The organism is Saccharothrix espanaensis DSM 44229 (assembly GCF_000328705.1).
GTDB classification, from domain to species: domain Bacteria; phylum Actinomycetota; class Actinomycetes; order Mycobacteriales; family Pseudonocardiaceae; genus Actinosynnema; species Actinosynnema espanaense.
This window is the reverse complement of sequence record NC_019673.1, coordinates 1,786,739-1,813,019: the sequence shown is the minus strand read 5'-3', so window position 1 is coordinate 1,813,019 and position 26,281 is coordinate 1,786,739. Positions and strand designations below refer to the sequence as shown.

The 26,281-nt window shown below is 72.3% G+C and carries 24 protein-coding genes; 9 read left to right on the top strand and 15 right to left on the bottom strand.

Annotated features, from left to right (window positions below; all coding sequences use genetic code 11):
* The first annotated feature begins 53 nt into the window (after positions 1-53).
* The 3 genes from BN6_RS08605 (at position 54) to BN6_RS46535 (ending at position 2,515) form a co-directional block, all read left to right on the top strand.
* The gene (locus BN6_RS08605) at positions 54-1,208 is read left to right on the top strand and encodes an RtcB family protein (RefSeq protein ID WP_015099188.1); all 1,155 of its coding nucleotides are present in this window, start codon (positions 54-56) and stop codon (positions 1,206-1,208) included.
* A gap of 117 nt (positions 1,209-1,325) precedes the next feature.
* On the top strand, positions 1,326-1,901 hold the full coding sequence (locus BN6_RS08600) for a hypothetical protein (RefSeq protein WP_015099187.1): 576 nt from the start codon (positions 1,326-1,328) through the stop codon (positions 1,899-1,901).
* On the top strand, positions 1,901-2,515 hold the full coding sequence (locus BN6_RS46535; RefSeq protein WP_015099186.1) for a hypothetical protein: 615 nt from the start codon (positions 1,901-1,903) through the stop codon (positions 2,513-2,515). Before BN6_RS08600 ends, BN6_RS46535 begins: the two co-directional genes overlap by 1 nt.
* 100 nt (positions 2,516-2,615) lie before the next feature.
* On the opposite strand, the gene BN6_RS08590 is transcribed toward BN6_RS46535, so the two are convergent.
* From BN6_RS08590 to BN6_RS08540, 11 genes are all read right to left on the bottom strand, one after another.
* The gene (locus BN6_RS08590) at positions 2,616-2,942 is read right to left on the bottom strand and encodes a hypothetical protein (protein WP_015099185.1); all 327 of its coding nucleotides are present in this window, start codon (positions 2,940-2,942) and stop codon (positions 2,616-2,618) included.
* Positions 2,943-3,089: 147 nt separating this feature from the next.
* Positions 3,090-3,887 (bottom strand): ABC transporter permease, encoded by a 798-nt coding sequence (locus tag BN6_RS08585; RefSeq protein ID WP_015099184.1) that lies wholly within the window; start codon positions 3,885-3,887, stop codon positions 3,090-3,092.
* Entirely contained in the window at positions 3,865-4,683 is an 819-nt protein-coding gene (locus BN6_RS08580) for a 2-aminoethylphosphonate ABC transporter permease subunit (RefSeq protein ID WP_015099183.1), read from the bottom strand. The genes BN6_RS08585 and BN6_RS08580 overlap by 23 nt, the downstream gene beginning before the upstream one ends.
* On the bottom strand, positions 4,683-5,786 hold the full coding sequence (locus BN6_RS08575; RefSeq protein ID WP_015099182.1) for an ABC transporter ATP-binding protein: 1,104 nt from the start codon (positions 5,784-5,786) through the stop codon (positions 4,683-4,685). Before BN6_RS08575 ends, BN6_RS08580 begins: the two co-directional genes overlap by 1 nt.
* Entirely contained in the window at positions 5,783-6,787 is a 1,005-nt protein-coding gene (locus BN6_RS08570; RefSeq protein ID WP_015099181.1) for a 2-aminoethylphosphonate ABC transporter substrate-binding protein, read from the bottom strand. Before BN6_RS08570 ends, BN6_RS08575 begins: the two co-directional genes overlap by 4 nt.
* A 5-nt stretch (positions 6,788-6,792) precedes the next feature.
* Entirely contained in the window at positions 6,793-7,440 is a 648-nt protein-coding gene (locus tag BN6_RS08565) for a phosphonatase-like hydrolase (protein ID WP_015099180.1), read from the bottom strand.
* Entirely contained in the window at positions 7,437-8,555 is a 1,119-nt protein-coding gene (locus BN6_RS08560; RefSeq protein WP_015099179.1) for a TIGR03364 family FAD-dependent oxidoreductase, read from the bottom strand. The genes BN6_RS08565 and BN6_RS08560 overlap by 4 nt, the downstream gene beginning before the upstream one ends.
* A gap of 143 nt (positions 8,556-8,698) precedes the next feature.
* Positions 8,699-9,475: a GntR family transcriptional regulator gene (locus BN6_RS08555; RefSeq protein ID WP_015099178.1), complete on the bottom strand. Its 777-nt coding sequence runs from the start codon at positions 9,473-9,475 to the stop codon at positions 8,699-8,701.
* 58 nt (positions 9,476-9,533) lie between these two features.
* On the bottom strand, positions 9,534-10,355 hold the full coding sequence (locus BN6_RS08550) for a glutamate ABC transporter substrate-binding protein (RefSeq protein WP_015099177.1): 822 nt from the start codon (positions 10,353-10,355) through the stop codon (positions 9,534-9,536).
* Positions 10,356-10,502: 147 nt separating this feature from the next.
* Entirely contained in the window at positions 10,503-13,160 is a 2,658-nt protein-coding gene (locus BN6_RS08545; protein ID WP_015099176.1) for a bifunctional acetate--CoA ligase family protein/GNAT family N-acetyltransferase, read from the bottom strand.
* Between the two features lie 2 nt (positions 13,161-13,162).
* Complete coding sequence (locus tag BN6_RS08540; protein ID WP_041312311.1) at positions 13,163-14,350, bottom strand: acetoin utilization protein AcuC; 1,188 nt, start codon at positions 14,348-14,350, stop codon at positions 13,163-13,165.
* A 492-nt stretch (positions 14,351-14,842) separates the two neighbouring features.
* Between BN6_RS08540 and BN6_RS46530 the strand changes: the two genes are divergently transcribed.
* On the top strand, positions 14,843-15,460 hold the full coding sequence (locus BN6_RS46530) for a DUF3558 domain-containing protein (protein ID WP_015099174.1): 618 nt from the start codon (positions 14,843-14,845) through the stop codon (positions 15,458-15,460).
* A 90-nt stretch (positions 15,461-15,550) separates the two neighbouring features.
* Here BN6_RS46530 and BN6_RS08530 read toward each other — a convergent pair whose 3' ends face one another.
* On the bottom strand, positions 15,551-16,399 hold the full coding sequence (locus tag BN6_RS08530) for a sulfurtransferase (RefSeq protein WP_015099173.1): 849 nt from the start codon (positions 16,397-16,399) through the stop codon (positions 15,551-15,553).
* A 61-nt stretch (positions 16,400-16,460) separates the two neighbouring features.
* Here BN6_RS08530 and BN6_RS08525 point away from each other — a divergent pair, with 61 nt between their 5' ends.
* The 5 genes from BN6_RS08525 to BN6_RS08505 all read left to right on the top strand — a co-directional run bounded on the left by BN6_RS08525 (position 16,461) and on the right by BN6_RS08505 (position 21,933).
* Positions 16,461-17,153, top strand: coding sequence for a metal-dependent transcriptional regulator (locus tag BN6_RS08525; protein ID WP_041312308.1), 693 nt, complete (start codon positions 16,461-16,463; stop codon positions 17,151-17,153).
* Entirely contained in the window at positions 17,150-18,307 is a 1,158-nt protein-coding gene (galK, locus tag BN6_RS08520) for a galactokinase (protein ID WP_015099171.1), read from the top strand. The genes BN6_RS08525 and galK overlap by 4 nt, the downstream gene beginning before the upstream one ends.
* 26 nt (positions 18,308-18,333) lie before the next feature.
* Positions 18,334-19,299, top strand: coding sequence for a UDP-glucose 4-epimerase GalE (gene galE / locus BN6_RS08515; RefSeq protein WP_015099170.1), 966 nt, complete (start codon positions 18,334-18,336; stop codon positions 19,297-19,299).
* Entirely contained in the window at positions 19,299-21,326 is a 2,028-nt protein-coding gene (locus tag BN6_RS08510) for a S9 family peptidase (RefSeq protein ID WP_015099169.1), read from the top strand. The genes galE and BN6_RS08510 overlap by 1 nt, the downstream gene beginning before the upstream one ends.
* Positions 21,327-21,465: 139 nt before the next feature.
* Positions 21,466-21,933: a hypothetical protein gene (locus BN6_RS08505; protein ID WP_015099168.1), complete on the top strand. Its 468-nt coding sequence runs from the start codon at positions 21,466-21,468 to the stop codon at positions 21,931-21,933.
* A gap of 359 nt (positions 21,934-22,292) precedes the next feature.
* On the opposite strand, the gene BN6_RS08500 is transcribed toward BN6_RS08505, so the two are convergent.
* The 3 genes from BN6_RS08500 to BN6_RS08490 all read right to left on the bottom strand — a co-directional run bounded on the left by BN6_RS08500 (position 22,293) and on the right by BN6_RS08490 (position 26,234).
* Complete coding sequence (locus BN6_RS08500) at positions 22,293-23,372, bottom strand: DUF4192 domain-containing protein (RefSeq protein ID WP_041312305.1); 1,080 nt, start codon at positions 23,370-23,372, stop codon at positions 22,293-22,295.
* A 164-nt stretch (positions 23,373-23,536) separates the two neighbouring features.
* Positions 23,537-24,292, bottom strand: coding sequence for a M23 family metallopeptidase (locus BN6_RS08495; protein WP_015099166.1), 756 nt, complete (start codon positions 24,290-24,292; stop codon positions 23,537-23,539).
* A 94-nt stretch (positions 24,293-24,386) separates the two neighbouring features.
* A complete protein-coding gene (locus BN6_RS08490; protein WP_015099165.1) occupies positions 24,387-26,234 on the bottom strand; it encodes a Xaa-Pro dipeptidyl-peptidase in 1,848 nt (615 codons plus the stop codon).
* Between the last annotated feature and the right edge of the window lie 47 nt (positions 26,235-26,281).

The window sequence follows — 26,281 nt, the reverse complement described above, 5'->3', positions numbered from 1 at the left end:
TCGCGGCGGAAATCCGATCGCCGCCGGCGGAACCCCCGCTTAGGCTGGGCCGCATGACCGCCACCACCCTCTCCGGCGCACGCGTCGACATCCGGCTCTGGGCCGACCCGGCCGAGGTCGAGGAGCAGGCGCTGCGCCAGTTGCGCAACATCGCCTCGCTGCCGTGGGCGGTCAAGCACGTGGCCGTCATGCCGGACGTGCACTACGGGCTCGGCGCCACGGTCGGCTCGGTCATCGCGCTCAAGGACGCGGTGTCCCCGGCGGCCGTCGGCGTCGACATCGGGTGCGGCATGACGGCGGTGAGGACATCGTTGTCGGCGAACGATCTGCCGGCCAGCCTCGGGCCGCTGCGCTCGGCGTTGGAGGCCGCGGTGCCGGTCGGGTTCGCGATGCACCGGGAGCCGGTGGTCGGGCGGGACGGTTTCTGGGACGCGTTCGACCGGCTGACCCCGGCCCTCGACCTGGACCGCGCGGTGCGCCAGGTCGGCACGCTGGGCGGCGGCAACCACTTCCTCGAGGTCTGCCTGGACACCGACGACCGGGTGTGGGTGATGCTGCACTCCGGGTCCCGGGGCGTCGGCAACCAGCTGGCACAGCACCACATCGCGGTCGCGCGGACGTTGGCGCACAACGAGGTGCTGCCCGACCCGGACCTGGCGGTGTTCCTCGCCGGCACGCCGGAGATGGCCGCCTACCGGCACGACCTGTACTGGGCGCAGGAGTACGCGCGGCGCAACCGGGCGACCATGCTCGGGCTGGTGTGCGACGTGCTGCGGCGCTCGTTCCCGGCGGTGTCGTTCGACGAGCCGATCAGCGCGCACCACAACTACGTGTCCGAGGAGCACCACTTCGGCGAGGACGTCCTGGTGACCCGCAAGGGCGCGATCCGGGCCCGCAAGGGCGAGCTGGGGATCATCCCGGGTTCCATGGGCACCGGTTCGTACATCGTGCGCGGGCTGGGCAACCCGGACTCGTTCGAGTCCGCGTCGCACGGCGCGGGGCGCCGGATGTCGCGGACCAAGGCGCGCAAGACGTTCACCGAGGCCGACCTGGCGGCGCAGACGGCGGGTGTCGAGTGCCGCAAGGACGCGGGCGTGGTGGACGAGATCCCGGGCGCCTACAAGGATCTCGACGCGGTCATCGCGCGGCAGAGCGACCTCGTGGAGGTCGTCACCCGGCTCAAGCAGGTGGTGTGCGTCAAGGGCTAGTGCCGGCAAGAGGTGGTGACGGCAAGGAGTGGTGACGGCCGCACACGGGGCGTGACAGGTTTGTCGCGCCCTCGCAACGGCAACCCGGTGGACATCCAAGCCCCCTAGGAGGCACAGATGTCCACCGGCACCATCATCGGCGTGATCGTCGTCGTGCTGGTTGTCGCGGCGGCCGCCGTGCTGCTGCGGTACTTCCTGCAACGCAAGAGGTTGCAGGAGAAGTTCGGTCCGGAGTACGAGCGGACCGTGGCGCAGAGCGACAACCGGATGGCCGCGGAGCGCGCCCTCGTGGAGCGCGAGCGCGAGCACTCCCGGCTCGAGCTGCGCCCCCTGGCCCCCGGGACCCGCGACACCTACGCCCGCAACTGGACGCGGATCCAGGAGCAGTTCGTCGACGCGCCGGACGGCGCTGTCGCCCAGGCGGACCGTCTGGTCACCGACCTGATGGCCGAACGCGGTTACCCCACCGAGGGGTACGAGAGCCAGGCGTCGCTGCTGTCGGTCGAGCACGCCCGCACGCTGGACAACTACCGCGAGGCGCACACGATCTCCGAGCGGCACGACCGCGGCGAGGCGTCGACCGAGGACCTGCGCACCGCGATGGTGCACTACCGCACGCTGTTCGAGGACCTGTTGGCCAACGGCGCGGACCGTGACGGCGACCGCCGTGACCGCGCGGAAGGGGCGCGCTGATGACCGACCGCCTGACCACCGACGACTTCGTCCCGCCGGAGAAGCGGGGCACCCACCACGACGACGACGTGCTGCGGGACGGACACCCCGACACCCGCACCGACGACGTCCACCCCGATGCCCACCCCAATGCCCACACCGACGCCCACACCGGCGTCCACGGGGAGAACACCCACACCGACGACCGGGTCGTTGAAAACGACAGCGACGCGGTCTACGACGAACCGGCCGACTTCGACAGAGAACCCGCGGCGGACACCGCCCTCGGCCACAACCCCGACATCGTCCCGGTCACCGCTCCGGCCGCCGAGCCCGCCACGGCGGAGCAGGGCGCGCGCAGCGACGACGAGCCGCTGTTCGGCGACACCGAGGCCGAGGAGCTGCGCACCGAGTGGCGGGGCCTGCAGGCCGACTTCGTGGACGACCCCCAGGACGCCGTGCAGCGCGCGGACGAGCTGGTGGCGCAGGTGATCGGAAGCCTGGCGAACACGTTCGCCGAGCACCGCCGCTCGCTGGAGGAGCAGTGGAAGCAGGAAGGCCACGCGGACACCGAGGAGCTGCGGGTCGCGCTGCGGCGCTACCGCACGTTCTTCGACCGGCTGCTGTCGGTCTGAGTCCGATCCTGAGCAGCACCGGAACAGCACTCCCCGTTGTGCGCCCGGCGACCCGGACGCACAACGGGTGTTTCGGTTCTCCGGTCCGGTGCGCGGGGGTTCAGCCCGGCAACTCCCGGATCTCCATCTCCAGCACGTCGATCTCGTCGCTGATGGCCTCGTCCAGCATCCGGTCCAGCAGCGTCGAGCAGTCCTTGATCGCGACCCCGAACCGGGGCACCTGCTCCCACCACACCGCCGGGTTGTTCCAGAACGACCCCGATCCCTGGTCCACCCCCTCCAGGCACCGCAACCGCTGGTCGTCCGCCGGCAACTGCCGCACGTAGTCCACGAACCGCGCCAGCGCGCCGGGATCGCACACCGGCACCGCGCCGTAGCCGCGCAGGCAGTCCTCCAGTTCCGCCAGGAACTCCTCTTTGAACGTCACCGCACAACCCCCCGCTTCCCCCGCGCCGTTGCGGGTGAGGAGGACTCACTTCCCTGGCACCAACGGTACCTCCGCGAAGGCACCCGGAAACGCCTGCCAATGGGCGGTAAAAGGGCACGACTCGCTAACGTTCGGCGGTATCGCGGGCTAACGTTCGGCGGCGCGCGGGCGAACCGCGCCCAACGCGACGAGACCGGCCAGGGTCACCGCCAGCAGCAGCACGGTGGACGCGGACGCGGCGAAGACCTGGCCCCGGTCGGTCAGCGCGAACACGCTGACCGGCAACGTGCGCCAGTCCGGCGGGTAGAGCATGATCGTCGCGCCCACCTCGCCCATCGACAGGGCGAGCCCCAGCGACGCGGACGCCGACATCGCGGGCAGCAGCACCGGCACCCGGACCCGCCACAGCACCCGCCACGCCGACCCGCCCAGGCTCGCCGCGACCGCCGCGAGCTGCGGGTCCACCCGGCGCTGCGCCGCGGACACCACGCTGAACGTGAACGGCAGCAGGATCACCAGGTGGGCCGCCAGCACGATCCACCGGGTGCCGTTGAGCAGCAGCGGCGGCCGGCTGAACGCCACCAGCAGCCCGAGCCCGACCACCACGGACGGCACCGCCAGCGGCAGGTGCGCGGCGGCGTCGAGGACCCGGCGGACCGGGCGGGGAGCACGTTCCGCGCCCAGCGCGAGCCACGTCCCGAGCACCACGGCCGTCAACGCGGCGATGACGGCCGTCTGCGCGCTGACGACCGCACTGGCGACGGAGTCCCCGGCGACGGCGTCGGCCAGGTGGTCGGTGGTGAGGTCGGCGGGCAGCACCCCGTTCCACGACCCCGCCACGGACGCCAGCACGATCATCGCCAGCGGCGCGACCACGACGACCGTGAACAGCACCGCGAACAGCGCGATGACGATCGCCCGACTACGCCGCGTCCACAGCAGCACGGCCCGCTCCCTTCGCGAACACCCAGCGGTGCAGTGCGTACAGCGCACCGGAGAACACCACGTTGACCACGGCCACCACGCACGCCGCCGGGTAGTCGAACGTCACGATCGCCTTGGTGTAGACCAACATCGGCAACGTGATGACGTCCTTCGCCCCGACGAACAGCACGATCCCGAACTCGTTCATGCACAGCAACAAGGTCAGGCAGGCCCCGGACGCCAACGCGGGCAGCGCGTCCGGCAGCACGACCTGCCGCAGCACCCGCCACGGCGACGCGCCCAGGCTCGCCGCCACGTCGAGCTGGGCCCCCGGGAGCTGGCTGAACGCCGCGAGCGCGGGCCGCATCACGAACGGCGTGTAGAACGCGATCTCGGCGAGCAGCACCCCCCACGGGGAATACAGGAAGTCGACGGACCCGCTGCCCAGCACGGCGTTGAGCACGCCCGCGCTGCCGTAGAGGAACGTGAACGCCAGCGCGATCAGGAACGACGGGAACGCCAGCACCACGTCGACCAGCCGGGACACCGCCCGTGCGCCGGGGAACGGCGCGAACGCGATCACCAGCGCCAGGAAGACGCCCAGGACCAGGCAGCCGGCGGTGGCGGCGACGGCGAGCAGCGCCGTGCGCCCCAAGGCGCGCTGGAACTCCGCCGACACCAGCACGTCGTGCCAGTTCGCCAACCCCACCGAGCCGTCGTCGGCGACGAACGACTGGTGCAGCACCAGCGCCAGCGGGTACCCGAAGAACACCACCAGCACGGCGACCGGCGGCAACAGCCAGAGCAACCGCCGCATCACGCCACCCGCACCAGCGGACAACCGTCCGGAATGGACACCTCGACCCGTGTCCCGACGGTGAGCCCGTCGACGTCGGGGACCTCCGCGCGCAGCCGGTGCCCCAGGTCCAGTTCGAGGTCCAGCCGGTACCCGGTGCCGCGCCACTGCACGGCCAGCAGCCGGGCCGCCAGCCCCGAATCGGTCGGCCCAGAATCAGTTGGCGCAGAACCAGTCTGCCCGGAACCAGCGGTCATCGGGCCGGGAACCGCGCGCACGCCCACCCGGTGCGGGCGCACGCCCAGCGCCACGGCCCCGCCCGCCGGCAGCCCGGCCGACGACGCCGCCAGCCGCAGGTGGCCCAGCCGCACGGTGTCGGCGTCCACGACCTCCACCGGCAGCAGGTTCGACGCGCCCAGGAACGAGGCGGTGAACGACTCGGCCGGCCGGTGGTAGAGCTCCGGTGTCGCGCCGACCTCGACCAGCCGGGCGTCGCGCATCACCGCGATCCGGTCGGCCAGCGCGAGCGCCTCGCCCTGGTCGTGGGTCACGTAGACCACGGCCGTGTCGGGCAGTTCGGCGCGCAGCCGCAGCAGTTCGGCCACCATCTCCTCGCGCAGCGCGGCGTCCAGCGCCGAGAGCGGCTCGTCGAGCAGCAGCACCGGTGGCCGGATGGCCAGCGCCCGCGCGATGGCGACCCGCTGCTGCTGGCCGCCGGAGAGCTGGCGCGGGTAGCGGTCGCCGAACCCGGTCATGCCGACCAGCGCCAGCACCTCGGCCACCCGCTCGGCGACCGCGCGGCGCGGCACCCGCCGGGCGCGCAGCCCGAACGCCACGTTGTCGACCACCTTCATGTGCGGGAACAGCGCGTAGCTCTGCACCACGACGCCGAGCCCGCGCCGGTTCGGCGGCTCGTCGGTCACGTCCCGACCGCCCAGCAGCACCCGCCCGGAGGTGGGCCGCAGGAACCCGGCCACCGCCTTGAGCGCGGTGGACTTGCCCGAGCCGGACGGGCCGAGCAGCGCCAGGGTCTCCCCCGGCGCCACCGACAGGTCCAGCCCGCGCAGCGCGACGGTCCGTCCGAAGTGGACGGACACGTCGCGCAGCTCGACGGCGGGTGTCAACGCCCGACCGCCTTGGTGTACGCGGCGACGTCGGCGTCCAGCGTGGCGACCACGGCGGTCCAGTCCGGCTGCCAGACCCGCACACCCTCGAGCAGCTCGGAGATCGCGCCCTCGGCGGGCACGTCGGAGCGGGTGGCCTGGCCCAGCGCGTCGGTCGCGATGGTCTTCTGCACGTCGGCGGAGAGCAGGAAGTCGAGGAACTTCCTGCCGTTGTCGGCGTGCGGCGCACCGGTGGCGAGCCCGGCGTAGTACGGGATGGCGAACGTGGAGCGCACGCCCTGGTCGTCGGCGGGGAAGAACACCTCGAACTCGGACTTGTCGTCGCGGATCGACGCCAGGTTCATCTGCAGGTCGCCGTTGGCCACCAGGATCTCGCCCTTGGACACCTTCGGCTGGAGCTTGCCGGTGGACGAGGACGGGCCGACGTTGTTGGCCTCCAGGCGGGCCAGGTAGTCCAGCGCGCCCTGGTCCCCCATGACGTGCTTGAGCTGCAACAGCACGGCGGTGCCGTCACCGGCCTGGCCGGGCGTGGAGTACTGGAGCTTGCCCTCGAAGCGCGGGTCGAGCAGGTCCTGCCAGGAGGCCGGCGCGGGCTGGGCGAGCTTCGGGTTGTAGATGAAGTTCAGGTAGTTGTTGACCACCGGGGTGTACTTGGCGGTGTGGTCGGCGACCTTGTCGGCGCCGGCGGGCGCGTAGTCGGCGAGCAGCCCGGCCTTGTCGGCGCGCTGGATGAACGGCGGCAGCGTCACCAGGACGTCGGCCCGCGGGTTGGCCTTCTCCCGCTCGGCGCGGGTGACCACCTCGCCGGAGCCGCTCTCCACAAGCTGGACGGTGATCCCGGTCTTGGCCTTGAACTCCTCGGCGCGCTTGGCGTACCAGTTCGCCAGTCCGTCGACGGTGTACACGGTCACCGTCTGGTCGCCCTCGGCGCTGCCGCCAGCGGTGCCGCCGCAGGCGGCGGTGAGCATCAGCAGTCCGACAGCCAGAACCTTGCGCAGCATGGTCTCTACAGCCCTTCGAGTACGGCGGGGAGGTCGCGGATCGAGTCGAGGACGTGCGTCGCGCCGGCGTCGGCCAGCGCCGTGCGGGAGCCGGCCCCGGTCAGCACGCCCGCGACCACGCGGGCGCCCGAGCGCAGGCCGGACCGGACGTCGGACGGGGTGTCGCCGACGACCGCGACGTCGCGGACGTCGGCCAGCCCGAGCCCGAGCACGGCGGCCAGCACCATGTCCGGGTAGGGCCGGCCCCGGCCGGCTTCGGCCGGGGTTGTCGTGAAGTCCGCCAGGTCGGTCCAGCCGAGGGCGGACAGGATGAGGTGCTGGGTGACGCGCGAGAAGCCGGTGCTGAACGCGACCTTGACGCCGTTCGCGCGCAGCCCGGTGATCACCTCGTACGCACCGGGCACGGGCGCGCAGTGGCCTTCCGCGACCAGCGCGGCGTAAGACTCCTCGAACGCGGTGTTGGCGCGCTGCGCGGCGGTCTCGTCGCGCAGCATCTCCCGGAACACCACGATCTTGGACTGGCCCATGGTGTCGCGGACGTGCTGCACCATCGCGGGCGTCGCGTCCGGCAGCGCGCGCAAGAAGGCGCGCTCCACCAACCCGTCGTCCAGCACGGTCGTGCCGGCCATGTCGAACACCACCAACGCGGTCACAGGCCGATCTCCTCTGCGGTGTCGAAGCCGATCGCGGGCGAGCACGTCATGCCGCGCCCGCCGGGGCCGGTCACCAGCCACACGCCAGGCTCGACCTGGTCGCGGTGCACGACTCGGGACGTGTCGGCGCACTGCGCGTACACACCGGCCCAACGGCGGGCGATGCGCGGCAGCGGCCCTCCGAGCACGCTCTCCGCGACCTCCACGAGGTGGTCGTAAGGCGCGTCCTGGGTGTCGAACGGGAACGGCTCGTCGTAGCCGTGGGTGTCGCCGATGGTCAGGCCGCCGTCGAGGCGCCGCACCACGAGCAACTGCATCGCGTGCGCACGGGCCACCTCGGGCTGGGGCTGCTCGCGGTTGAGCGCGTCCAGCGCCGCGCCCCGGTAGGCCGGGTAGTAGCGCAGGCTGTCGCCGTCCGCGACGGACGTGGTCAACGGCTCGTCCAGCGGCTCGGTCTGCATCATCTGCAACCGGACCCGCCGCACCGGCACGACGCCGGCGATCTCGCGCACCAGCCCGCCCAGCGCCGCCCCGGTGCACAGCACCACAACGTCGCCACGGTGTTCCACGCCCTGGTCGTCGCGCACGACGCCCTGACCGACCGTGCGCACCTCGCGTCCGGGCAGGAAGGTGTACCGGCCGGTCGCCTCCAGCGCGGCCCGCAGTGCCGGTTGGGCGACGCGCGGCTCGACGGCGGCGTCCCGCGCGCACCACAGCGCACCGAGCAGGTCGCCGCGCAACGCCGGGTTCAGCGCGCGCGCCTCGGCCGGGTCGAGCAGCGCCAGGCCGCGTTCGGCCGCGTCGGAGCGGGCGGCGGTCTCCTCGCCGACGGCCAGTTCCAGCGGGGTGCGCAGCACGGTCAGCGACCCGTTCGCCCGGAACCCGAGCCCCGGCACCCGCTGCCCGATCCGCTCCCACAGTTCGCGGGCGCGCAGCGCGGTGCCGAGTTCCGCACCGGCCGCCCGGCCGCCGACCCACACCAGGCCGAAGTTGCGCACCGAGGCCCCTCGCGCCTCGGGTTCCCGTTCCAGTTGGACCACTTCGTGGCCGCGTTCCACGGCCTGCCAGGCGTGCATGGTCCCCAGCACGCCACCACCAACGATGAGCACTCGCACGGCGGGAACGGTGCGTGGCCGGGACGAACCGGTCGTGTCCCCTCGGCGTCGTCCGGGTGAACTCGAGATGTGGACTAGATGGGTTACCGTCCTGTTACCCGATGCCGCCTATCGCGACACCGCGCTGAGCCGAACGGCGCAGGCTAGACGTCCGCCCGGAGCCGTGCCACGAAGCTGAACCGGTCACCCCGGTACAGCGAGCGCACGCGCTCGATCGGCACGCCGTCGTCGTCGTAGGAGATCCGGTGCAGCAGCAGCATCGGCAGCGCCGGGTTCGTGCCGATCAGCAGCGCCTCGCGCGGCGTGGCCAGCACGGTCTCCACCCGCTCCTCCGCCTCGGCGAAGACCACGCCCAGCCGGTCGGTCAGGCACGCGTACAGCGAGGTGGTCGGGTCGAACACCTCCAGCAGCGTCGGGAACCGGGCCGAGGGCAGGTAGGTCGACTCCAGCCCCACCCGCTCGTCGTCGGCGAGCAGCACCCGCTCCAGGTGGATCACCGTCGCGCCGCGCTCGATGCGCAGGTCGCGCGAGAGCACCTCGTCGGCCGGCAGGTGCTCGACGGTGATCACGCTGCGCGCCGGGTCCACACCCTGCCGCCGCATCCCCTCGGTGTAGGACACCAGGGACAGCGGCTGCACGAGCTTCGGCGGCGCGACGTAGGTGCCGCTGCCCTGCCGGCGCTGGAGCTTGCCCTCCAGCACCAGCTCGCCCACCGCCTGCCGCAGCGTCACCCGCGACACCGAGAACCGCTCGGCGAGTTCGCGCTCCGACGGCAGCGCCGTCCCCTCCCCCAGCGACTCGACGAGCCAGAGCAGCTCGGTCTTGACCGCGTAGTAGCGCGGGATCCGACCGTGCTCGGGGATACCGGCGCGGACCGGTCCGTCCGCGCGGTACTGGGGAGCGAAGTGAGAGGCGGGCACCGACCGAGCCTACGACCTCGAACCCGCCGGTCAGACCGCTATCGGGGTGGGTCGCACGTCACGGGACGATCTTGGGCGGCTCGGGGATCCGGTAGCCCGACTGGCCCACGTTCTGCTCCAGTGACTTGCGCCACTCGCCGGAGTCCATCATCTTCTGGACGGCGGCGGTCACCTTCGCCTGTCCGGCGGCGTCGTCGCGCCGGATCCCGATCCCGTACTCCTCCTTGCTGAACGGCTTGCCGACGACCCGCAGCAGCTCCGGGTTCTGCGCCGCGTAGCCGGCGAGGATCACGTCGTCGGTGGTCATCGCGTCCACCTGCTCGGCGAGCAGAGCAGTGACGCAGTCGCTGAAGTTCGGGTAATTCACCAGTTCCACGGCTTGGGCGAACTGGTCCTTGACGTACTGCGCCGAGGTGGTGTTCTCCACCGAGCACAGCTTGCTCCCCGGGCCGAGCGACTCGGGGCCGCTGATCCGCGTGTCGGACAGCCGGACCAGCAGGTCCTGGCCCGCCACGAAGTACGGCCCGACGAAGCCGATGACCTCCTTGCGCTTGGCGGTGATCGAGTAGGTGGAGACCACCAGGTCGGCCTTGCCCTCGGTAAGCAGCTTCTCCCGCTGCGACGGGGTCGCCTCGATGAAGTCCGGGTTGTCGTCGCCCAGCTCCCGCGCCACGTAGCGCGCCACGTCGATGTCGAAGCCCTTGTACACGCCGTCGAGCCGGCGCACCCCGAGCCCCGGCTGGTCGTAGCCGACGGCGATCACCAGCTTGCCCGCCCCCGCCCGCCCCTGGACGGTCGAGTCGTCGGCGGAGGAGCACGAGGCAAGGACCAGCGCGGCGGCGCACGCCGACACGAGGGCGCGCAGCGATGCCAATGCCATTCTTCCCCTTTTCGGGTCCTCTTGAGATGCCGGAAACGTAAGCGGCACCCAGGTTTGCGTCCATAGCCAACGGCAGAATAGGGTCGACGGAATCGATAAAGAATGACGGTTGCGCAACGACCGGCGGCCGGGGCTAACGCACTGCGCCTAGCGCGGTGCGCCCGGTGATCGCAACCGGCGCGGACCGCTGTCGTGCTTGGACGGCGGCGGGCCCAGCGTCACCCGGGCGTTGCTGACGTACGCGCCCGCGGCGCTCGCCAGCACCGGCTCCAGCGCGAGTTCGCGCACCTCCGGCAGGTCCTCGGCGAGCGCGGCCAGCCGCAGCACCAGGTCCTCCAGCGCGGGCAGGTCGGCCGACTCGCCACCCCGATAACCCGCCAGCAGCGGCGCGGCTTTCGGCGCGCGCACCAACGCCTTCGCGTCCGTCTCGGTCAGCGGGACAGCGCGGTACGCACGGTCACCGAGCAGATCACTGACCACACCGGACAAGCCGAACGACACCAGCGTGCCGAACGACGGATCATCCTGAAGTCCCACCACGCACGAAATTCCCTTGGGGGCCATGCGCTGCACGTACACGTCGGGCTGCTCGGACACCTCGGCGAGCATCTCGTACGCGGCCCGCACGGCGTCCTCGCCGACCAGGTCCAGCCGCACGCCCACCAGGTCCGTGCGGTGCCGCAACCGCTCGTCGGTCGCCTTCACCGCCACCGGGTAGCCCAGTTCGGCGGCCGCCGCCACCGCGTCGTCGGCGGAGGAGACCACCCGGAACGGCACGATCTCCACGCCGTAGCAGGCCAGCAGCCGCACGGCGGTGTCGTCGTCCAGCCGGCACTCGCCGGTCTCGTCCAGCCGCAGCGAGTCGACCAGCTCGTGCGCGGTGGCCGGGTCGATCCCGTCCGGTCGGGTGAAGCGGCCCTGCGGCGCGGACCTCCAGCGGGCGTAGCGGGTCGCGCGGGCCAGCGCGAGCACGGCCCGTTCCGGGCTCGGGTAGGACGGCACCGAACCCCGGCCCGGCGCGCCGTCCGGCCCGGCCACCGCCAGCTCGTCCGGCACGCCCTCCACGGCCAGGAACGTCGACACGATCGGCTTGGTGCCCGCGACCTCCCGCAACGCCCGCGCGAACGCCGTGCCCGGCACCGCCAGCGGCGGCACGAACACCACCACCAGTGCGTCGGTGTCCGGGTTGCGCAGCGCGTCCTGCACCGCCTTGGCGAACACCTCGGGGTCGGCCTGCGCGCCGATGTCCACCGGGTCACCCGCCAGTTCCAGGCCCTGCGCCAGCGCGGTGTCGGCGGCCAGCAGCCCGATCGCCGTCGAGTTGCCTACCACCGCGACCCTCGGCCCGGCCGGCAGCGGTTGGTGCGCCAGCAGCAGCGCGGTGTCGAACAGCTGCGCCAGCGACTCCACCCGGATGACGCCCGCCTGCTCGAACAGCGCCTGCACGCTCGACTCGTCCACCGACACCGACGTGGCCGCCAGCGCGGGCGTCACCGCGTGCCGGCCCGACTTGACCGCCACGATCGGCTTGGTGCGCCCCAGCCGCCGGGCCAGCCGGGCGAACTTGCGCGGGTTGCCGAACGACTCCAGGTACAGCAGCACGACGTCGGTCGCCGGGTCGGTCTCCCAGTACTGCAACAGGTCGTTGCCCGACACGTCCGCCCGGTTGCCCGCCGAGACGAACGTCGACAGGCCCAGCCCGCGCGACGCCGCCGTGGCCAGGATCGCCGTGCCCAGCGCGCCGGACTGGCAGAAGAACCCGGTCCGGCCGCGCACCGGCAGCCTCGGCGCGAGCGTCGCGTTCAACCGCACCGCCGGGTCGGTGTTCAGCACGCCCAGCGCGTTCGGCCCGACCACCCGCATCCCGTGCGCCCGCGCCTCGGCGGCCAGCCGGCGCTCGGCCAGCGACCCGTCCGGCCCGGTCTCGCCGAACCCGGAGGTCACCACGACCAGCGCCTTGACCCCCTTGGCCAGGCAGGCGTCCATCACCTCGTCGACGCTCGCCGCCGGCACCGCGACCACCGCCAGGTCCACGTCGTCCGGGATCTCCAGGACCGACGGGTAGGCGCGCACCCCGCGCACCGACCGGTGCTCGGCGTTGACCGGGTACACCGGGCCGTGGAAGTCGCCCTCCAGCAGGTTCGTCAGCACCGCGTGGCCGATCTTGGTGCGGTCGGTCGACGCGCCGATCACCGCCACGGACTTCGGGTTGAGCAGGTTGTGCACGCTGCGCGCCTCAGCCGCCTGCTCACGGGCGCGCGCCACCGCCACCGACTCCTCGGTCGGGTCGATGTCGAACTCCAGGTGCAGCACGCCCTCCTCGAACGCCCGGCTCACGCTGTACCCGGCGTCCCGGAACACCCGCACCATCTGGCCGTTCTCGGCCAGCACCTCGGCGGTGAACCGGCTCAGCCCGCGCTCCCGGGCCGCCGCCGCCAGGTGCTCCAGCAGGATCGAGCCCAGCCCGCGCCCCTGGTGCCCGTCCTCCACCACGAACGCCACCTCGGCGCTCCCGCCGCCGCCCAGCCGGTCGTAGCGGCCCACCGCGACGATGTCGTCGCCGAGCAGCGCGGTGAACGCCACCCGGTCGGAGTGGTCGACGGTGCTGAACCGCTCCACGTCCCGCTTCGGCATCCGCGGGTAGGGGCCGAAGTAGCGGAAGTAGCGGGTGCGCTCGGACAGCCGGCCGTGGAAGGCCAGCAGCTTCTCCGCGTCGTCGGGCGTGATCGGCCGCAGGTGGACCGTGCCGCCGTCGCTGAGCACGACGTCGGCCTCCCAGTGCCGGGGGTAGTCGTAGGGGTCCACCGCTAGTCCCTCGGGTCGTCGGGGTCCAGGCCGTGCAGCGGGAACACCGCGCGGCGGGTCTCGCGCACGGCGGCGTCCAGCGGCGTCTGCGCGTCGCCGCCCCACGGTTCGAACGCCACGTCCGCGTCGTCGGACATGGTGGCGGGCAGCGGCCAGTCCGGCGCACGGCCGGCGGCGTGGGCCACCCAGTCGGCGGGCAGCCGGGTGGCGGGGTCGACGTCGCGGTCCAGCACGGTCGCCAGCAGGTGCGTCCACGACCGCGGCACCACGCGCACCAGCTCGTACCCGCCGCCGCCCAGCGCCAGCCACCGCCCGCCGGACACCTCCTCGGCCAGCGAGCGCAACGTCCGGTAGATCTCGCGGTGGCCGTCCACGGTCAGCGCGAGGTCCGCGAGCGGGTCCTCCCGGTGGGTGTCCACACCGCACTGGGTGACCAGGACCTGCGGCCGGAACGAGCGCAGCAGCGAAGGCACCACCGCGTGGAAGGCGCGCAGCCAGCCCGGATCGGACGTGCCCGGCGGCAGCGCGACGTTCACCGCCGTGCCCTCCGCACCCCGACCGCCCAGTTCGGACGGACGCCCGGTGCCCGGCCACAGGCTCAACGGGTTCTGGTGCAGCGAGACGGTGAGCACCCTCGGGTCGTCGTAGAACGCGTCCTGCACGCCGTCGCCGTGGTGCACGTCGGAGTCGATGTAGGCGATCCGGTCGAAACCGTTGTCCAGCAGCCAGGAGATGGCCACCGAGCAGTCGTTGTAGACGCAGAAGCCGGCGGCGTGGTCGCGCATCGCGTGGTGCAGCCCGCCGGCGATGTTCACCGCCCGCCTGGCCTCGCCCGAGGCGATCTTCCGCGCGGCCGCCAGCGACCCGCCGACGGCCAGCGCGGAGGCCTCGTGCATTCGGGCGAACACGGGGTTGTCGGCGGTGCCCAGCCCGTGCCCGACGTCCCAGCCGGCCATCGGCGCGGCCTGCACGGCGGAGAGGTAGGCGGGTTCGTGCACCCGCTCGATCTCGGCGTCGGTGGCCGGGTCGGGCTTGACCAGGTCGACCCCGTCCAGCACGCCCAACGCGGTCGCCAACCGGACGGCGAGGTCCAGCCGGACCGGGTTGAGCGGGTGGTCCCCGCCCAGGTCGTAGGCGAGGAAGGACTCGTCCCACACGACAGCGGCTCGATCACCCACGTCGGCACCCATGCCCGGCAACCTAACCCACACCCCGCCCGCCGGTACGCCCACGCGCTCCGCGTCACGCTCCCGACACCCGCCCTGACCTGCACCCACCCGCCGCCGGAGCACGCCGGACAAGATCGGTCGGGGACGCAGGCACGGCCCCCTCACCGGGCGCGACCAGCCAACGGCGGCGTCATGCGGGATCGGGCCGTGGCGGCGTCGTGCGGCGGGCTGGATCGGGCCGTGGCGACGTCGCGCGGCGGCTGGATCGGGCCGTGGCGGCTTCGGGGCGGGCTGCCGGCGACCGTGCCTGCGGGGACCGGGCGATCGTCGGAGCCCCGGGCAGCGGAGGGCTGTGCGCGCCTTCACAGGGGTCTGACCTGCGGTGTGATCACAGCTTGGTGGATACGCGGGTGAGTCCCTCCCGGCAGGACTTAGAGTCTGGCGGGACGAGACGGGCCAGGATTGCGGCCATCGAGGATGGAACCCCGCTCGTCGGAACGGGGTCAGACAGACATGCACCTGCGACGAGGCTCCTCCCTGACGGCCGTGCTGGTCCTGGCGCTGACACTCGGTCTCACCGGGTGCGCGACCACGGTCATCGGCTCCGCGAAGCCGGCCGCCGGCGCCGCGAACAGCGAGAAGACGACGTCGGGCAAGCCGTCCTCGACCAGGACGTCGACCAGCGGCAAGAAGGAGACCACCGGCACCGGCTCGCCCACCTCCGGCACCAAGCCCGCGGGCAAGGCCAAGATCGGCACCAAGAAGAAGACCGAGGGCTACGAGGACTGCGACATCCTCACCCCGGAGGACGTGGCCACCGCCATCGGCGCGAAGAAGGCCGGTGAGAAGGGCTGCGTGCAGAGCACCGAGGAGCCCTTCGCGGTGGTGCTGTTCATGGTGACCTTCGCCGAGTACGAGGGCGAGGCCAAGGAGATCGAGGTCGGCGGCAACACCGCCTACGAGGTCAAGGAGGGCGGCGGCGACTGCTCGGTGCTCGTCATGCTCACCGACGACCCGAAGGAGATCACGCCCGCGTTCCTGGCCAGCGTGACGCCGATCGACTCGTTCGACCCGTGCCAGGTGGCGCTCAAGCTCGCCACGAAGGCGTTCGAGAAGATCCCCAACGCCTGATCATTTCCGTGGAAAAGGGGGGCGTCGACATTTCGACGTCCCCCTTTCGCGCTAGAACCAGACCCCTACCTTCGGGTCACCCCCACGGCACTAGGGGTGAGGTCCAGTGGTGACTTCACGCGCCGGGTCGACGCACCAGTGCGACCACGACCCGGCGTAGAGCCCGGCGGGCCGCTCGGCGCTGGTGACACCGGCCACCTCCAGGGCCAGGACCACCGACGACGCCGTCACCCCCGACCCGCAGTACGCGCCCACGGCGGCGTCCGGCCGCACCCCGATCGCCCGGAACCGCTCGGCCAGCGCGTCCGCGCCCAGCCAGCGGCCGGCCCCGTCCACGTGCTCCGCCGACGGCGCGTTGAGCGCACCCGGGATGTGCCCGGCGCGGGGGTCCACCGGCTCGGTCTCGCCCCGGTACCGCTGCGCGGCGCGCGCGTCCAGCAACACCCCGTCACGGGCCAGCGCGGCCGCCTCGTCGGCGTCGAGGACGGGCATCCCACCAGGTCGGACCACCACGTCACCGGGCTCGGGCCGGTGCTGCTCGGCGCTGACCGGGCGCCCGCCGGCCACCCACGCGGCGAAGCCGCCGTCGAGCACCGCGACCTCCTCGTGGCCGGCCCACCGCAACAGCCACCACAGCCGGGCGGCGACCGACCCGTCACCCCCGTCGTACGCCACGACCGGGTGACCTTCGCGGACCCCGGCGGAGCGCAGCACGCGCTGGAGATCGCCTGGTTCGGGCAGCGGGTGCCGCCCGCCCGCGCCCGGGGCCGCGGAAAGATCGCCGTCCAAGTCGAGGTAGAAAGCACCTGGAACGTGCCCGACCTCGTAGTCTTGACGTCCTGGGGGTCCGCCCAGGCGCCAGCGGACGTCCACCACGACCGGGGGAGAGGCGCCGGCGAGCGCGGCAGCCAGGTCTTCGGTGCTGATCAATGGATGCACGGCACCATCCTGCACCCGTCAGCGGGCGACTAGCATTGGCACCATACGAAGGGGAGCGGGTGTGAACGACCTCATCGACACCACGGAGATGTACCTCCGCACTATCTACGAGCTCGAAGAAGAGGGCGTCGTGCCTTTGCGCGCCCGCATCGCCGAGCGACTCGGCCAGAGCGGCCCCACGGTGAGCCAGACCGTGGGCCGGATGGAGCGCGACGGCCTGGTGGTCGTCGCCGACGACCGGCACCTGGAGCTCACCGAGGAGGGCCGCGGTCTGGCGATCGCGGTCATGCGCAAGCACCGGCTCGCCGAACGGCTCCTGGTCGACATCATCGGCCTGGAGTGGGAGCAGGTGCACAGCGAGGCGTGCCGCTGGGAGCACGTCATGAGCGAGGCCGTCGAGCGCAAGCTCGTCAAGCTGCTCGGCAACCCCACCACCTCCCCCTACGGCAACCCCATCCCCGGCCTGGACAAGCTGGGCGACGGGGAGCCCGCGCCGCCCGCCGAAGCCGACCTGGTCCGGGTGGACGAGGTGGCCCGCCGGGGCGGTGGCCGGGTGGAGGTGCGGCGGATCGCCGAGCACGTCCAGCTCGACCCCGCGCTGATGGCCGAGCTCAAGGCGGCGGGCGTGGTGCCGGGCGGCACCGTCGACGTCGACTCGATGGGCGGGGCCAAGGTCGTGCAGGTGCGCGGCAACGGCACCACCGCGGAGCTCGACCCGTCGGTCGCGCACGCCGTGCTGGTGCAGGCGAGGTGACCCAAGGGCAGCGCGCCGCCCTCGCGTTCGGTGAGTTGCACGGAACCGCGCCCCAGGGCGTGTGGTCCGCCCCCGGTCGGGTGAACCTGATCGGGGAGCACACCGACTACAACGACGGTTTCGTGCTGCCCTTCGCACTCCCCCACCGCACCGCGGTGGCCGCGTCGCCGCGCGGCGACGGCAAGCTGGCCGTGTCGACGCTGGGCGACGACGGCGTGCTCCGGCACGCCGCGCCGGTCGCCGTCGCCGACCTCGAACCCGGCCGGGTCACCGGCTGGGCGGCCTACCCGGCCGGCGTGGCCTGGGCGCTGCGCGACCTGGGCGTGACCGGCGGCGCGGACCTGGTGATCGCCGGCGACGTGCCGGCGGGCGCCGGGCTGTCCTCGTCGCACGCCCTGGAGTGCGCGGTCGCCCTGGCCCTGCTGGGCCTCGCGGGCGTGCCCGAGGACCGGCCGGAGATCGCCCGCCGCGTGCAGCGGGCCGAGAACGACTTCGTGGGCGCGCCGACCGGCCTGCTCGACCAGACCGCGTCGCTGCTGTGCACCGAGGCGCACGTGCTGTTCCTGGACGTGCGCTCGGGCGAGGCCGAGCAGGTCCCGTTCGACGCCGCCGCGTCCGGCCTGGAAGTCCTGGTGGTCGACACCAGGGCACACCACTCGAACACCGACGGCGGCTACGCCTCGCGCCGGGCCGGCTGCGAGCGCGCCGCGGCGCTGCTGGGCGTGCCCGCGCTGCGCGACGTGGAGTTCGACCGGCTCGACCAGGCGCTGGCCCGGCTGCCCGAGGACCTGCGGCCGCTGGTGCGGCACGTGGTGACGGAGGACGAGCGGGTGCTGCGCGCGGTCGACGCGCTGCGTGCCGGCGCGCTCGCCGACCTCGGGCCGCTGCTGACCGCGTCGCACGAGAGCCTGCGCGACGACTACCGGGTGTCGGTGCCGGAACTGGACGTGGCGGTCGGCTCGGCGCTGGCCGAGGGCGCACTGGGCGCCCGGATGGTCGGCGGCGGGTTCGGCGGGTCGGCGATCGCGCTGGTGCCCGTCGAACGGCACGACGCGGTGGTGCGGCGGGTGCTCGCCGCCTACGCGGAACGCGATTGGGCGACACCAAGGACCTTCCCGGCGGTGCCCTCGGCGGGCGCGGGCCGGGAGCATTGACGGCACTACAGGAAGCGGGGATCACGGTGAAGCTGCTCGTCACGGGCGGTGCGGGGTACGTCGGCAGCGTGTGCGCGGCTCGACTGGTCGAGACCGGACACGAGGTGGTCGTGCTCGACGACCTGTCCACCGGGCACGCGGACGCGGTCCCCGAGGGCGCCCGGCTGATCGCGGAGGACATCGACGACGTGATCGGCCCGGTGCTCGCCGAGGGCTTCGACGGCGTGCTGCACTTCGCCGCCAAGTCGCTGGTCGGCGAGTCCCAGCAGGCGCCCGCGAAGTACTGGCAGGGCAACGTGGTCACGTCGCTGCGGCTGCTGGACGCGATGCGCGAGCACGGCACGCCGCGCCTGGTGTTCTCGTCCACGGCGGCCACGTACGGAGAGCCGGACCAGGTCCCGATCGTGGAGACCGCGCCGACCCGGCCGACCAACACCTACGGCGCGACGAAGCTCGCCATCGACCACGCGATCACCGGCTACGCGACCGCCCACGGGCTGGCCGCGGTGTCGCTGCGGTACTTCAACGTGGCGGGCGCGTACGGGCGCTACGGCGAGCGGCACGCCGTGGAGACCCACTTGATCCCCATCGTGCTCCAGGTGGCGTCCGGCACGCGGGAGAAGGTCGCCATGTACGGCGACGACTACCCGACCGACGACGGCACCTGCGTGCGCGACTACATCCACGTGGTGGACCTGGCCGACGCGCACCTGAAGGCACTGGCGAACGCCACCGGCGGCGAGCACCGGATCTACAACCTGGGCAACGGTTTCGGCTTCTCGGTGAAGCAGGTGATCGAGGCGTGCCGCGAGGTCACCGGCCACCCGGTCCCGGCCGAGGTGTCACCGCGCCGCTCGGGCGACCCGGCGGTGCTGGTGGCGTCCGCGGAGCGGGCCCGGACCGAGCTCGGCTGGAAGCCGGAGCGGGTCGACCTGGCCGGCATCGTGCGCGACGCGTGGGAGTTCACCCAGTCCCGGTCTCAGGAGGCCTGATGAGCGGCACAATCCAGGCGGGCGACTTCGCGGACGTGTCGGCGTTCGCGGCGCTGCCCCGGCTCGCGTCGCTGGCGCTGTCCCCGGACGGCACACGCCTGGTCACGGTCGTCGCGGAGCTGTCGCCGGACGGCAAGACGTGGCAGGGCGCGCTGTGGGAGGTCGACCCGGTGGGCGAGCGCCCGGCGCGCCGGCTGACCAGGGGCGCGAAGGGCGAGTCGAACCCGGTGTTCACGCCGGACGGCGCGCTGCTGTTCCTGTCCTCGCGGCCGGACCAGCAGGGCAGGCCCGCCGAGGGCAAGGCGAAGGACAAGACCGCCCTGTGGCTGCTGCCCGAGGTCGGCGAGGCCCGCGAGCTGCTGCGCCCGGTCGGCGGCGTCGACCGGGTCGAGGTGGCGGCCGAAGCGGGCACGCTGCTGCTGACCGCGGGCGCGCACCCCGCCGCGGACTTCGGCGACTCGGACGAGGCGCACCGCAAGGCCCGCGAGGACGCGGGCGTGACCGCGGTCCTGTACGAGTCGTACCCGGTGCGGTACTGGGACTCCGACCTCGGCCCCGCCTACCCGAGGCTGCTCACCGGCCGGCTGACCGGCGACCGGCTCACCGCCGCCGACCTGACCGACCTCACGCCCGACGCCGACGCGCGCCTGGACGACGTGGCGGTGATCAGCCCGGACGGCCGGTGGGTCGTGCACACCGAGCGGGTCGACGTCAGCGCCGCCTACGGCCCGCGGGTGCGCCTGCGGCTGAGCCCGGCGGACGGCTCACCGGGCCGCGTGCTGGCGGACCTGGCGGACCACTCGTTCGCCCAGGCCACGTTCCTGCCGGACTCGTCGGGCGTGATCGCGGTGCGGGTGTTCGACTCGACGCCGGACCAGCCGTGGCGCAACGCCCTGGTCCGGATCGACCTGGACGGCACGATCACCGAGCTGGCACCGGACTTCGCCGAGGAGGCCGAGCACCCGGTGGTCGCCCCGGACGGCACGGCGGTGTACTTCACCAGCGCGCTGCGCGGCCACCAACCCATCTGGCGGCTCGACCTGGCCAGTGGCGAGCTGATCCGGCTCACCGCGACCGGGTCGTACGCGGACGTGCGGGTCGGCGCGCAGCACGTGTACGCGCTGCGCAACGCCGTCGACCAGCCCGCCCAGCCGGTGCGCCTGGACCTGGCCACCCCGGAGCAGGAGCCCGTCGTCCTGCCCGCTCCCGGCCGGGTCGAGTCACTGCCCGGGACGCTGACCGAGATCGAGACGGTCGTCGAGGACGGCCGCACGGTCCGCGCGTGGCTGGTCCTGCCCACCGGCTGCTCCGCCGACCAGCCCGCGCCGCTGCTGCTGTGGGTGCACGGCGGCCCGGTGATGAGCTGGAACGGCTGGAGCTGGCGCTGGAACCCGTGGCTGATGGCCGCCAAGGGCTACGCGGTCCTGCTCCCCGACCCGGCCCTGTCGACCGGCTACGGCCCGGAGTTCATCGCCGCCGGCTGGGGCAGCTGGGGCGCGAAGCCGTACACGGACCTGATGGCGATCACCGACGTGGCCGTCCACCGCGACGACATCGACGACAGCCGCACGGCCGCCATGGGCGGGTCGTTCGGCGGGTACATGGCGAACTGGATCGCCACCCAGACCGACCGGTTCCGGGCGATCGTGACGCACGCGTCGCTGTGGCACCTGGACGCGTTCACCGGGACCACGGACGACTCGTACTACTGGATCCGCGAGATGGGCGACCCGCTGCGCCAGCAGGAGCGGGTGCGGGCGAACTCGCCGCACCTGCGGGCCGCGGACATCAAGACCCCGGTACTGGTGATCCACGGCGACAAGGACTACCGGGTCCCGATCGGCGAGGGGCAGCGCCTGTACTTCGACCTGGTGCGCCACGGCGTGCAGGCGAAGTTCCTGTACTACCCGACCGAGAACCACTGGGTCCTGACCCCCGGCAACGCCAAGGTCTGGTACGAGACCATCTACTCCTTCCTGGCCGAACACGTCCTGGACGAGCCCTGGCGACGCCCGGAGCTCCTGTAACACCCATCACCCGACCGGTGTCGGCCCCGCCCACAGCGGGGCCGACACCGCCGCCGCCCGCACGCGAGGCCGCCCGGACCCGGCGCCCGCGCCCCGCGCCCCGCGCCCCGCAAACGATTGCGACGAAGGCGGCACCCCCGTGGCACCCGTATGGCACCCCCGACGACGACCGCCCGTCGCCACCGCGACCGTCGCCACCGTCGCAACGGCCCTCGGCGTGGCCCTGCTGATCGGCGGCTACGCGGCACTCACCCGCGCCGACCACCCCGATCCCCCAAGCCGTGCCGAAGCCGAAGCCGTGCTGGACGACGTGGTGCACCAAGTCCGGACCGGCAGCCACGCCGCCCTGTGCGAGTCCGCCGCCGCAATGCCGGGCATCTGCCGGAACCTCCTCCTAGGAGCCACCCAAGCCGGCCAGTTCCCCGGCCAAGACCGCCCCGAGGTCATCGGAACCCGTCAGGCGGGGAACAGCACCACCGTGCTCCACCTGCGCGGCACCCGAGCCGACGGCAGCGGGTTCACCGCCGACTTCGACGTCCTGCGCGACCACCGAGGACTGCGCACCGGCACCACGATCTACTGGTCCGGCGTCACCATCGGCCACTGACCACCGCCGCGCCCACGACCCCGGCCACGGTGGAATGCGTTCTGCACCCGGTACCACACCTATCGACTGATTGATCAAGGTCCTGGCCTGGCTGTCGTGCGGAGTCGCCCGCCGGAATGCCGATTGCCGGCGGCGAACCGGCGCGGTCGGTCACCTTTCCGTCCGGACCGAGACAGCGCCCAGGATTGTCCGGGACCGAGCGACTCCGCCCCGGGACGCGGAACGACGGTCGAATTCCGGTGGTTGGGTCTGAACGGTGCGTCGACGGGAATTGCGATGTGGGCCCGCCGTGGGTGGACGAGGAATCGCGGAGCGAAATGACGTGGGTGCGCGGGCGGCTGGTGAGCGGGTGGGCAAATTTAGGGGGTTGGCGGGTCTGGGGTGTCGGGGTGAGGGGTTGCCAGGGGTGGGTCTGGGTCGGGTTTGGGGATCCAGTCGGCGGCTGCGGCTCGTTCGGCCAGGCCTTTGACGGTGGAGGGTGGCATTCCGTTTTCCAGGGCGGTGCGGAGCAGGACCGTCAGGCGGTGGCCGGGCATCGCTTCTTCGGCGCGGTCCATCGCCATCAGGGCCAGGGCTCCGTCGCCCCGGATGTAGGCCGAGAACGCCAGCAGTGCGGCGGGCTCGGCTCGTTCCGGCGTGGGGCTGGCCCTGGTCAGTTCTATCCACAGGCGTTCGGCCGCCTCGGCATGGTCGCTGATCGCGTCGGCGAGGCTGGCGTCGCGCACCCACGGGTCGGACAGCGCGTAGGCCAGGTCGGCGACCTCCTGGTCGGTCAGCGGATTCGTCCGGGACCGGGCCCGTGCCACCTCGGCCTTCACCAAGGTCCGGTGCCGGACCATGGTCGCGGAGTCCTCGGTCTCGCCGATCTCGGCCTCCGCCGCCGCCTTGTCCAGCAGCGCGGAGCGGCGGGACAGGGCTTCCGGCGGGTCCGGGGTGAGGGTGGCGGCCAGGGTTTCCCGGTCCCGGTGGGTGACCAGGCCCTGCGCCACCGCCCTGGCGGCGATGGTGGTCGTCGCCGGGTCCGGGACCACGCCTTGGTCGCCCAGGTCGTGGTAGCTGAGCCAGGGCGAGCCCTTCGCGGTGGCCGGCGACCATGCGGCGCACGTGACGCGGACGCCCACGTAGCCCAGGGACGCCGTCAGCTCCTCCACGAGGTGCTCACGCGGCAGCAGCTCGGGTGGGTCGCCGCGGCCACCGCCGACGACCACGGCCACGGCGTGCGTGTGTGGGCGACCTCGTAAGGACAGGGCCAGCTCGTCGGCGACCCTGCGGTCGTTCCGGGTGGCGGGCAGGTCGAGGCGCAGGGTCTGCGCGATCGAGCCGCCCTCCAGGACCAGCAGGACCAGGGAATCGGCCGGGTGGAAGCCGAGCAGGTAGGGCAGGGCGGCGATCACGTCGCCCGGGGTGCGGAGGTGACTGGGCTTGGTGGGGGTTGTCATGGCATTGATTTTGTCGGAGGAATCGGGGGTTGGCCACCATTGCAACCCGATCGAATGACGCTTGGCGCAATTGGCCAATTCGGCGCGGTGCCCTAAAGCATAAAAAACTCCCCCTCACGCCACGGAGTGCGTAAGGGGAAGCGAAGAATGATGGATAAAGAGCGTCAGCAGCTGGGCGCGACCTGACCATCGGAGCCCGTGTACACGTAAGCGTCCGAGATGTACCCGGAACCGATCTGGTCCCACCACACCGTGGTGCCGTACTTGCCGGTGATCGACTCGCCCTTGGCCTGGCACCGGATCGTCACCGAGGCACCGCTCGCCACCGAGCCGACCGCCGCATAACCCGTCCCCGGACCGGAGCGGATGGTCACCGCGGCACCGCTGGTGGTCCCGACGGTCCCGTCGACGCCGCTGCACGAGTTGCGGCTCGTGTAGCTGCGCGAGCCCCAGTAGTACGCCAGGGTCCCGTTGAACTTCGCCTTCTGGTCCACACCGTTGAGCCTCTGCTCGTAGTGCAGGTGCGGCCCGGTCGATCCCCCGGTGGTCCCGACGTTGCCGATCGACTGCCCGAGCCGGACCGACTGCCCCACGGTCACCCGCTGGGCGGACAGGTGCGCGTACCGGGTCCGCCAGCCGCCGCCGTGGTCGATCTCGACCCACCGGCCGTAGCTGGTGCTGCCCTCGTTCGCGACCCTGGTCACGGTGCCCGCGGCGGACGCGACGACCGGGTCACCGTCGTCGTTCGCACGGTTGAAGTCGACCGAGTTCGCGGGACTGTGGTTGGTGCGGGTCTGACCCTCCCACACCTGGTTGCACGGAAACGGGAGCTGGAAGTTCGGGGCCGCCGCGGCCTGGCCCGGCGTGAGGGCGAGACCGATCAGCGGCGCGACGAGAACCGTTGCGAGCACACGGCGCATCAGCCAACCTCCTTGACGACTGGGTGTGGCGATCCGACCACGCCCAGCCGCCAAAGTGGAAGACTCACCAGGTAGCCCCCTGGTGAATTACTTGCTAACCGACTGAACGACGCAGTGCCGCAGGCCCGCCGACCACGGGGAGTTCCACGGTCGTGGACGTGAGATCGATGGACAACCCCGCGCCCGGCTTGGGCCGCAACGTGTAGTCGTAGTCGCTGGAGACCAGCACGAACTCCACCGTGTGCCCGGCGGGCACGATGTAGTCCTGCGGCTGCAACTCCACGTCGATCCGGTACGTGCGCCCCGGCGTGATGGGCTTCGACTTGGACTGCCCGTTGCGGTTCTGCGGGTCGGTCCACCCACGCGTGATCACGTGGCTGGTCCCGTCCGGCGCGCGGTCGATCAACAGCGCGGTCACGTTGGCCGCGGGCTGGTCGAACGACACGGACAGCTCCACGCGAGGCGTGCCGGACAGCCGCAGCGGCGTGGCCGACGCACGGGTCGCGTAAGAGAGCCGGTTACCGGAGCTGGGCAGGTCGACCAAGTCCTCGGCGAGCTTGGACGAGTCGTCCCGCAGCGACTCCACGACGGGCCTGCCGGGCACCGACGACGACTTCAGCGCACCCTTGGCGGAACCTCCGGCCCACGGGTACAGCTTTGCCTTGGACGTGCCCGGGGCGGGCCAGTCGGCCTCGTCGGTCCACGTCTTGCGGTCCTCGCGCTGGATGGTCGACTTCGGCTCCTTCTCGATGCCGTTGTCGAGCCCGTACAGGTAGTGGCTGAACCACTTGTTGATCGTCCGCCGCCACTCCACCGACCGCAGCGTGTCGGGGTCGGTGTGACCGGACTGGTGCAGCCAGATCTTGTGGTCGACGCCGTTGCGCCGCAGCGCCTCGTACCACTGCGCGACGTGCTTGGTCTTGACGTTCCAGTCGCTCAGGCCGTGCACGGCGAGCACCGCCGCACGGACCTTGTGGGCGTCCTTGACGTAGTTCCGCTCGTCCCAGAACGCGCTGTAGTCGCCGGTGACCCGGTCCTGCTTCTTCGCGACCTCGGCGATGATCGGCTTGCAGATCTCGCGGTCTTCACGCGTGTAGACGTACTCCGCGAGCACGTCCAGGTCCTCGCCCTGGTACGTGCCCGGCGCGACCACGGCACCGTCGGCGCGGTAGTAGTCGTACCAGCTGGAGATGGCCGCGATCGGCACGATGGCCTCCAGGCCGCGCACGCCCGTGGACGCCACGGCGTTGGGCAGCGTGCCGTTGTACGACACGCCCATCATGCCGACCTTGCCCGTGGTCCACGTGGCCTTGACCTTCTTGCCCGCCGCGTCACGCGCGGTCGTGCGGCCGTTGAGCCAGTCGATGACGGACTTGGACCCGATGGTCTCGTTGCGCCCGCCGGAGGTGGGGCAGCCGCTGGACTTGCCGGTGCCCAACGACTCGGCGTACACCATGGCGAACCCGCGCGTGATGAAGTACGACTCGTAGCGCGCGGAGGTGATGGGGCCGGCGTTGGGACCCACGGCCGCGTTGATCCGCTCGTCGGCCTGCGCCTTGAGCTGCGACCCGTCGCGCCTGTCGTAGCCACCGTGCCGGTTGGGCACGTACAGCTCCACGTCGACGTTGTGGTTGGCCACGTCGTTGCCGTCGGAGAAGTACGGGCTGTTGAAGAACACCACGGGCACCTTGAGGCCGCGGTTCGTGGCCCCTTGGCGCACCACTTCGGCGTAGACCTCGTCGTCCCGGCCGTCGCGGTCGCTGTCGACCGGCGCGCGGACCCAGACGCTCTCCTTCACCACGTCGGTGGCGCTGAAGACGGGCTGTGCCTCGCCGTCCTTGAACACCGGGCCTTCCGGCGCGGCCGAGGCCACCGCGGGCAGCAGGCCCAGCGGCAGCGTTGCCAGAGCCGCGAGCACCGCGGCTCTCCGAACACCCTTCACAGCTGTTCCCCCATCATGCGCAGGACAGGTCGGTGCAGACCTTCCCC

Bases quoted from the DNA above. Each gene is read 5' to 3' on its own strand.
- BN6_RS08605 (WP_015099188.1), top strand. From the start codon at position 54: ATGACCGCCACCACCCTCTCCGGCGCACGCGTCGACATCCGGCTCTGG.
- BN6_RS46530 (WP_015099174.1), top strand. From the start codon at position 14,843: ATGCACCTGCGACGAGGCTCCTCCCTGACGGCCGTGCTGGTCCTGGCG.
- BN6_RS08495 (WP_015099166.1), bottom strand. From the start codon at position 24,292: ATGCGCCGTGTGCTCGCAACGGTTCTCGTCGCGCCGCTGATCGGTCTC.
- BN6_RS08600 (WP_015099187.1), top strand. From the start codon at position 1,326: ATGTCCACCGGCACCATCATCGGCGTGATCGTCGTCGTGCTGGTTGTC.
- BN6_RS08580 (WP_015099183.1), bottom strand. From the start codon at position 4,683: ATGCGGCGGTTGCTCTGGCTGTTGCCGCCGGTCGCCGTGCTGGTGGTG.
- BN6_RS08550 (WP_015099177.1), bottom strand. From the start codon at position 10,355: ATGGCATTGGCATCGCTGCGCGCCCTCGTGTCGGCGTGCGCCGCCGCG.
- BN6_RS08540 (WP_041312311.1), bottom strand. From the start codon at position 14,350: ATGGGTGCCGACGTGGGTGATCGAGCCGCTGTCGTGTGGGACGAGTCC.
- BN6_RS46535 (WP_015099186.1), top strand. From the start codon at position 1,901: ATGACCGACCGCCTGACCACCGACGACTTCGTCCCGCCGGAGAAGCGG.
- BN6_RS08500 (WP_041312305.1), bottom strand. From the start codon at position 23,372: ATGACAACCCCCACCAAGCCCAGTCACCTCCGCACCCCGGGCGACGTG.
- BN6_RS08570 (WP_015099181.1), bottom strand. From the start codon at position 6,787: ATGCTGCGCAAGGTTCTGGCTGTCGGACTGCTGATGCTCACCGCCGCC.
- BN6_RS08510 (WP_015099169.1), top strand. From the start codon at position 19,299: ATGAGCGGCACAATCCAGGCGGGCGACTTCGCGGACGTGTCGGCGTTC.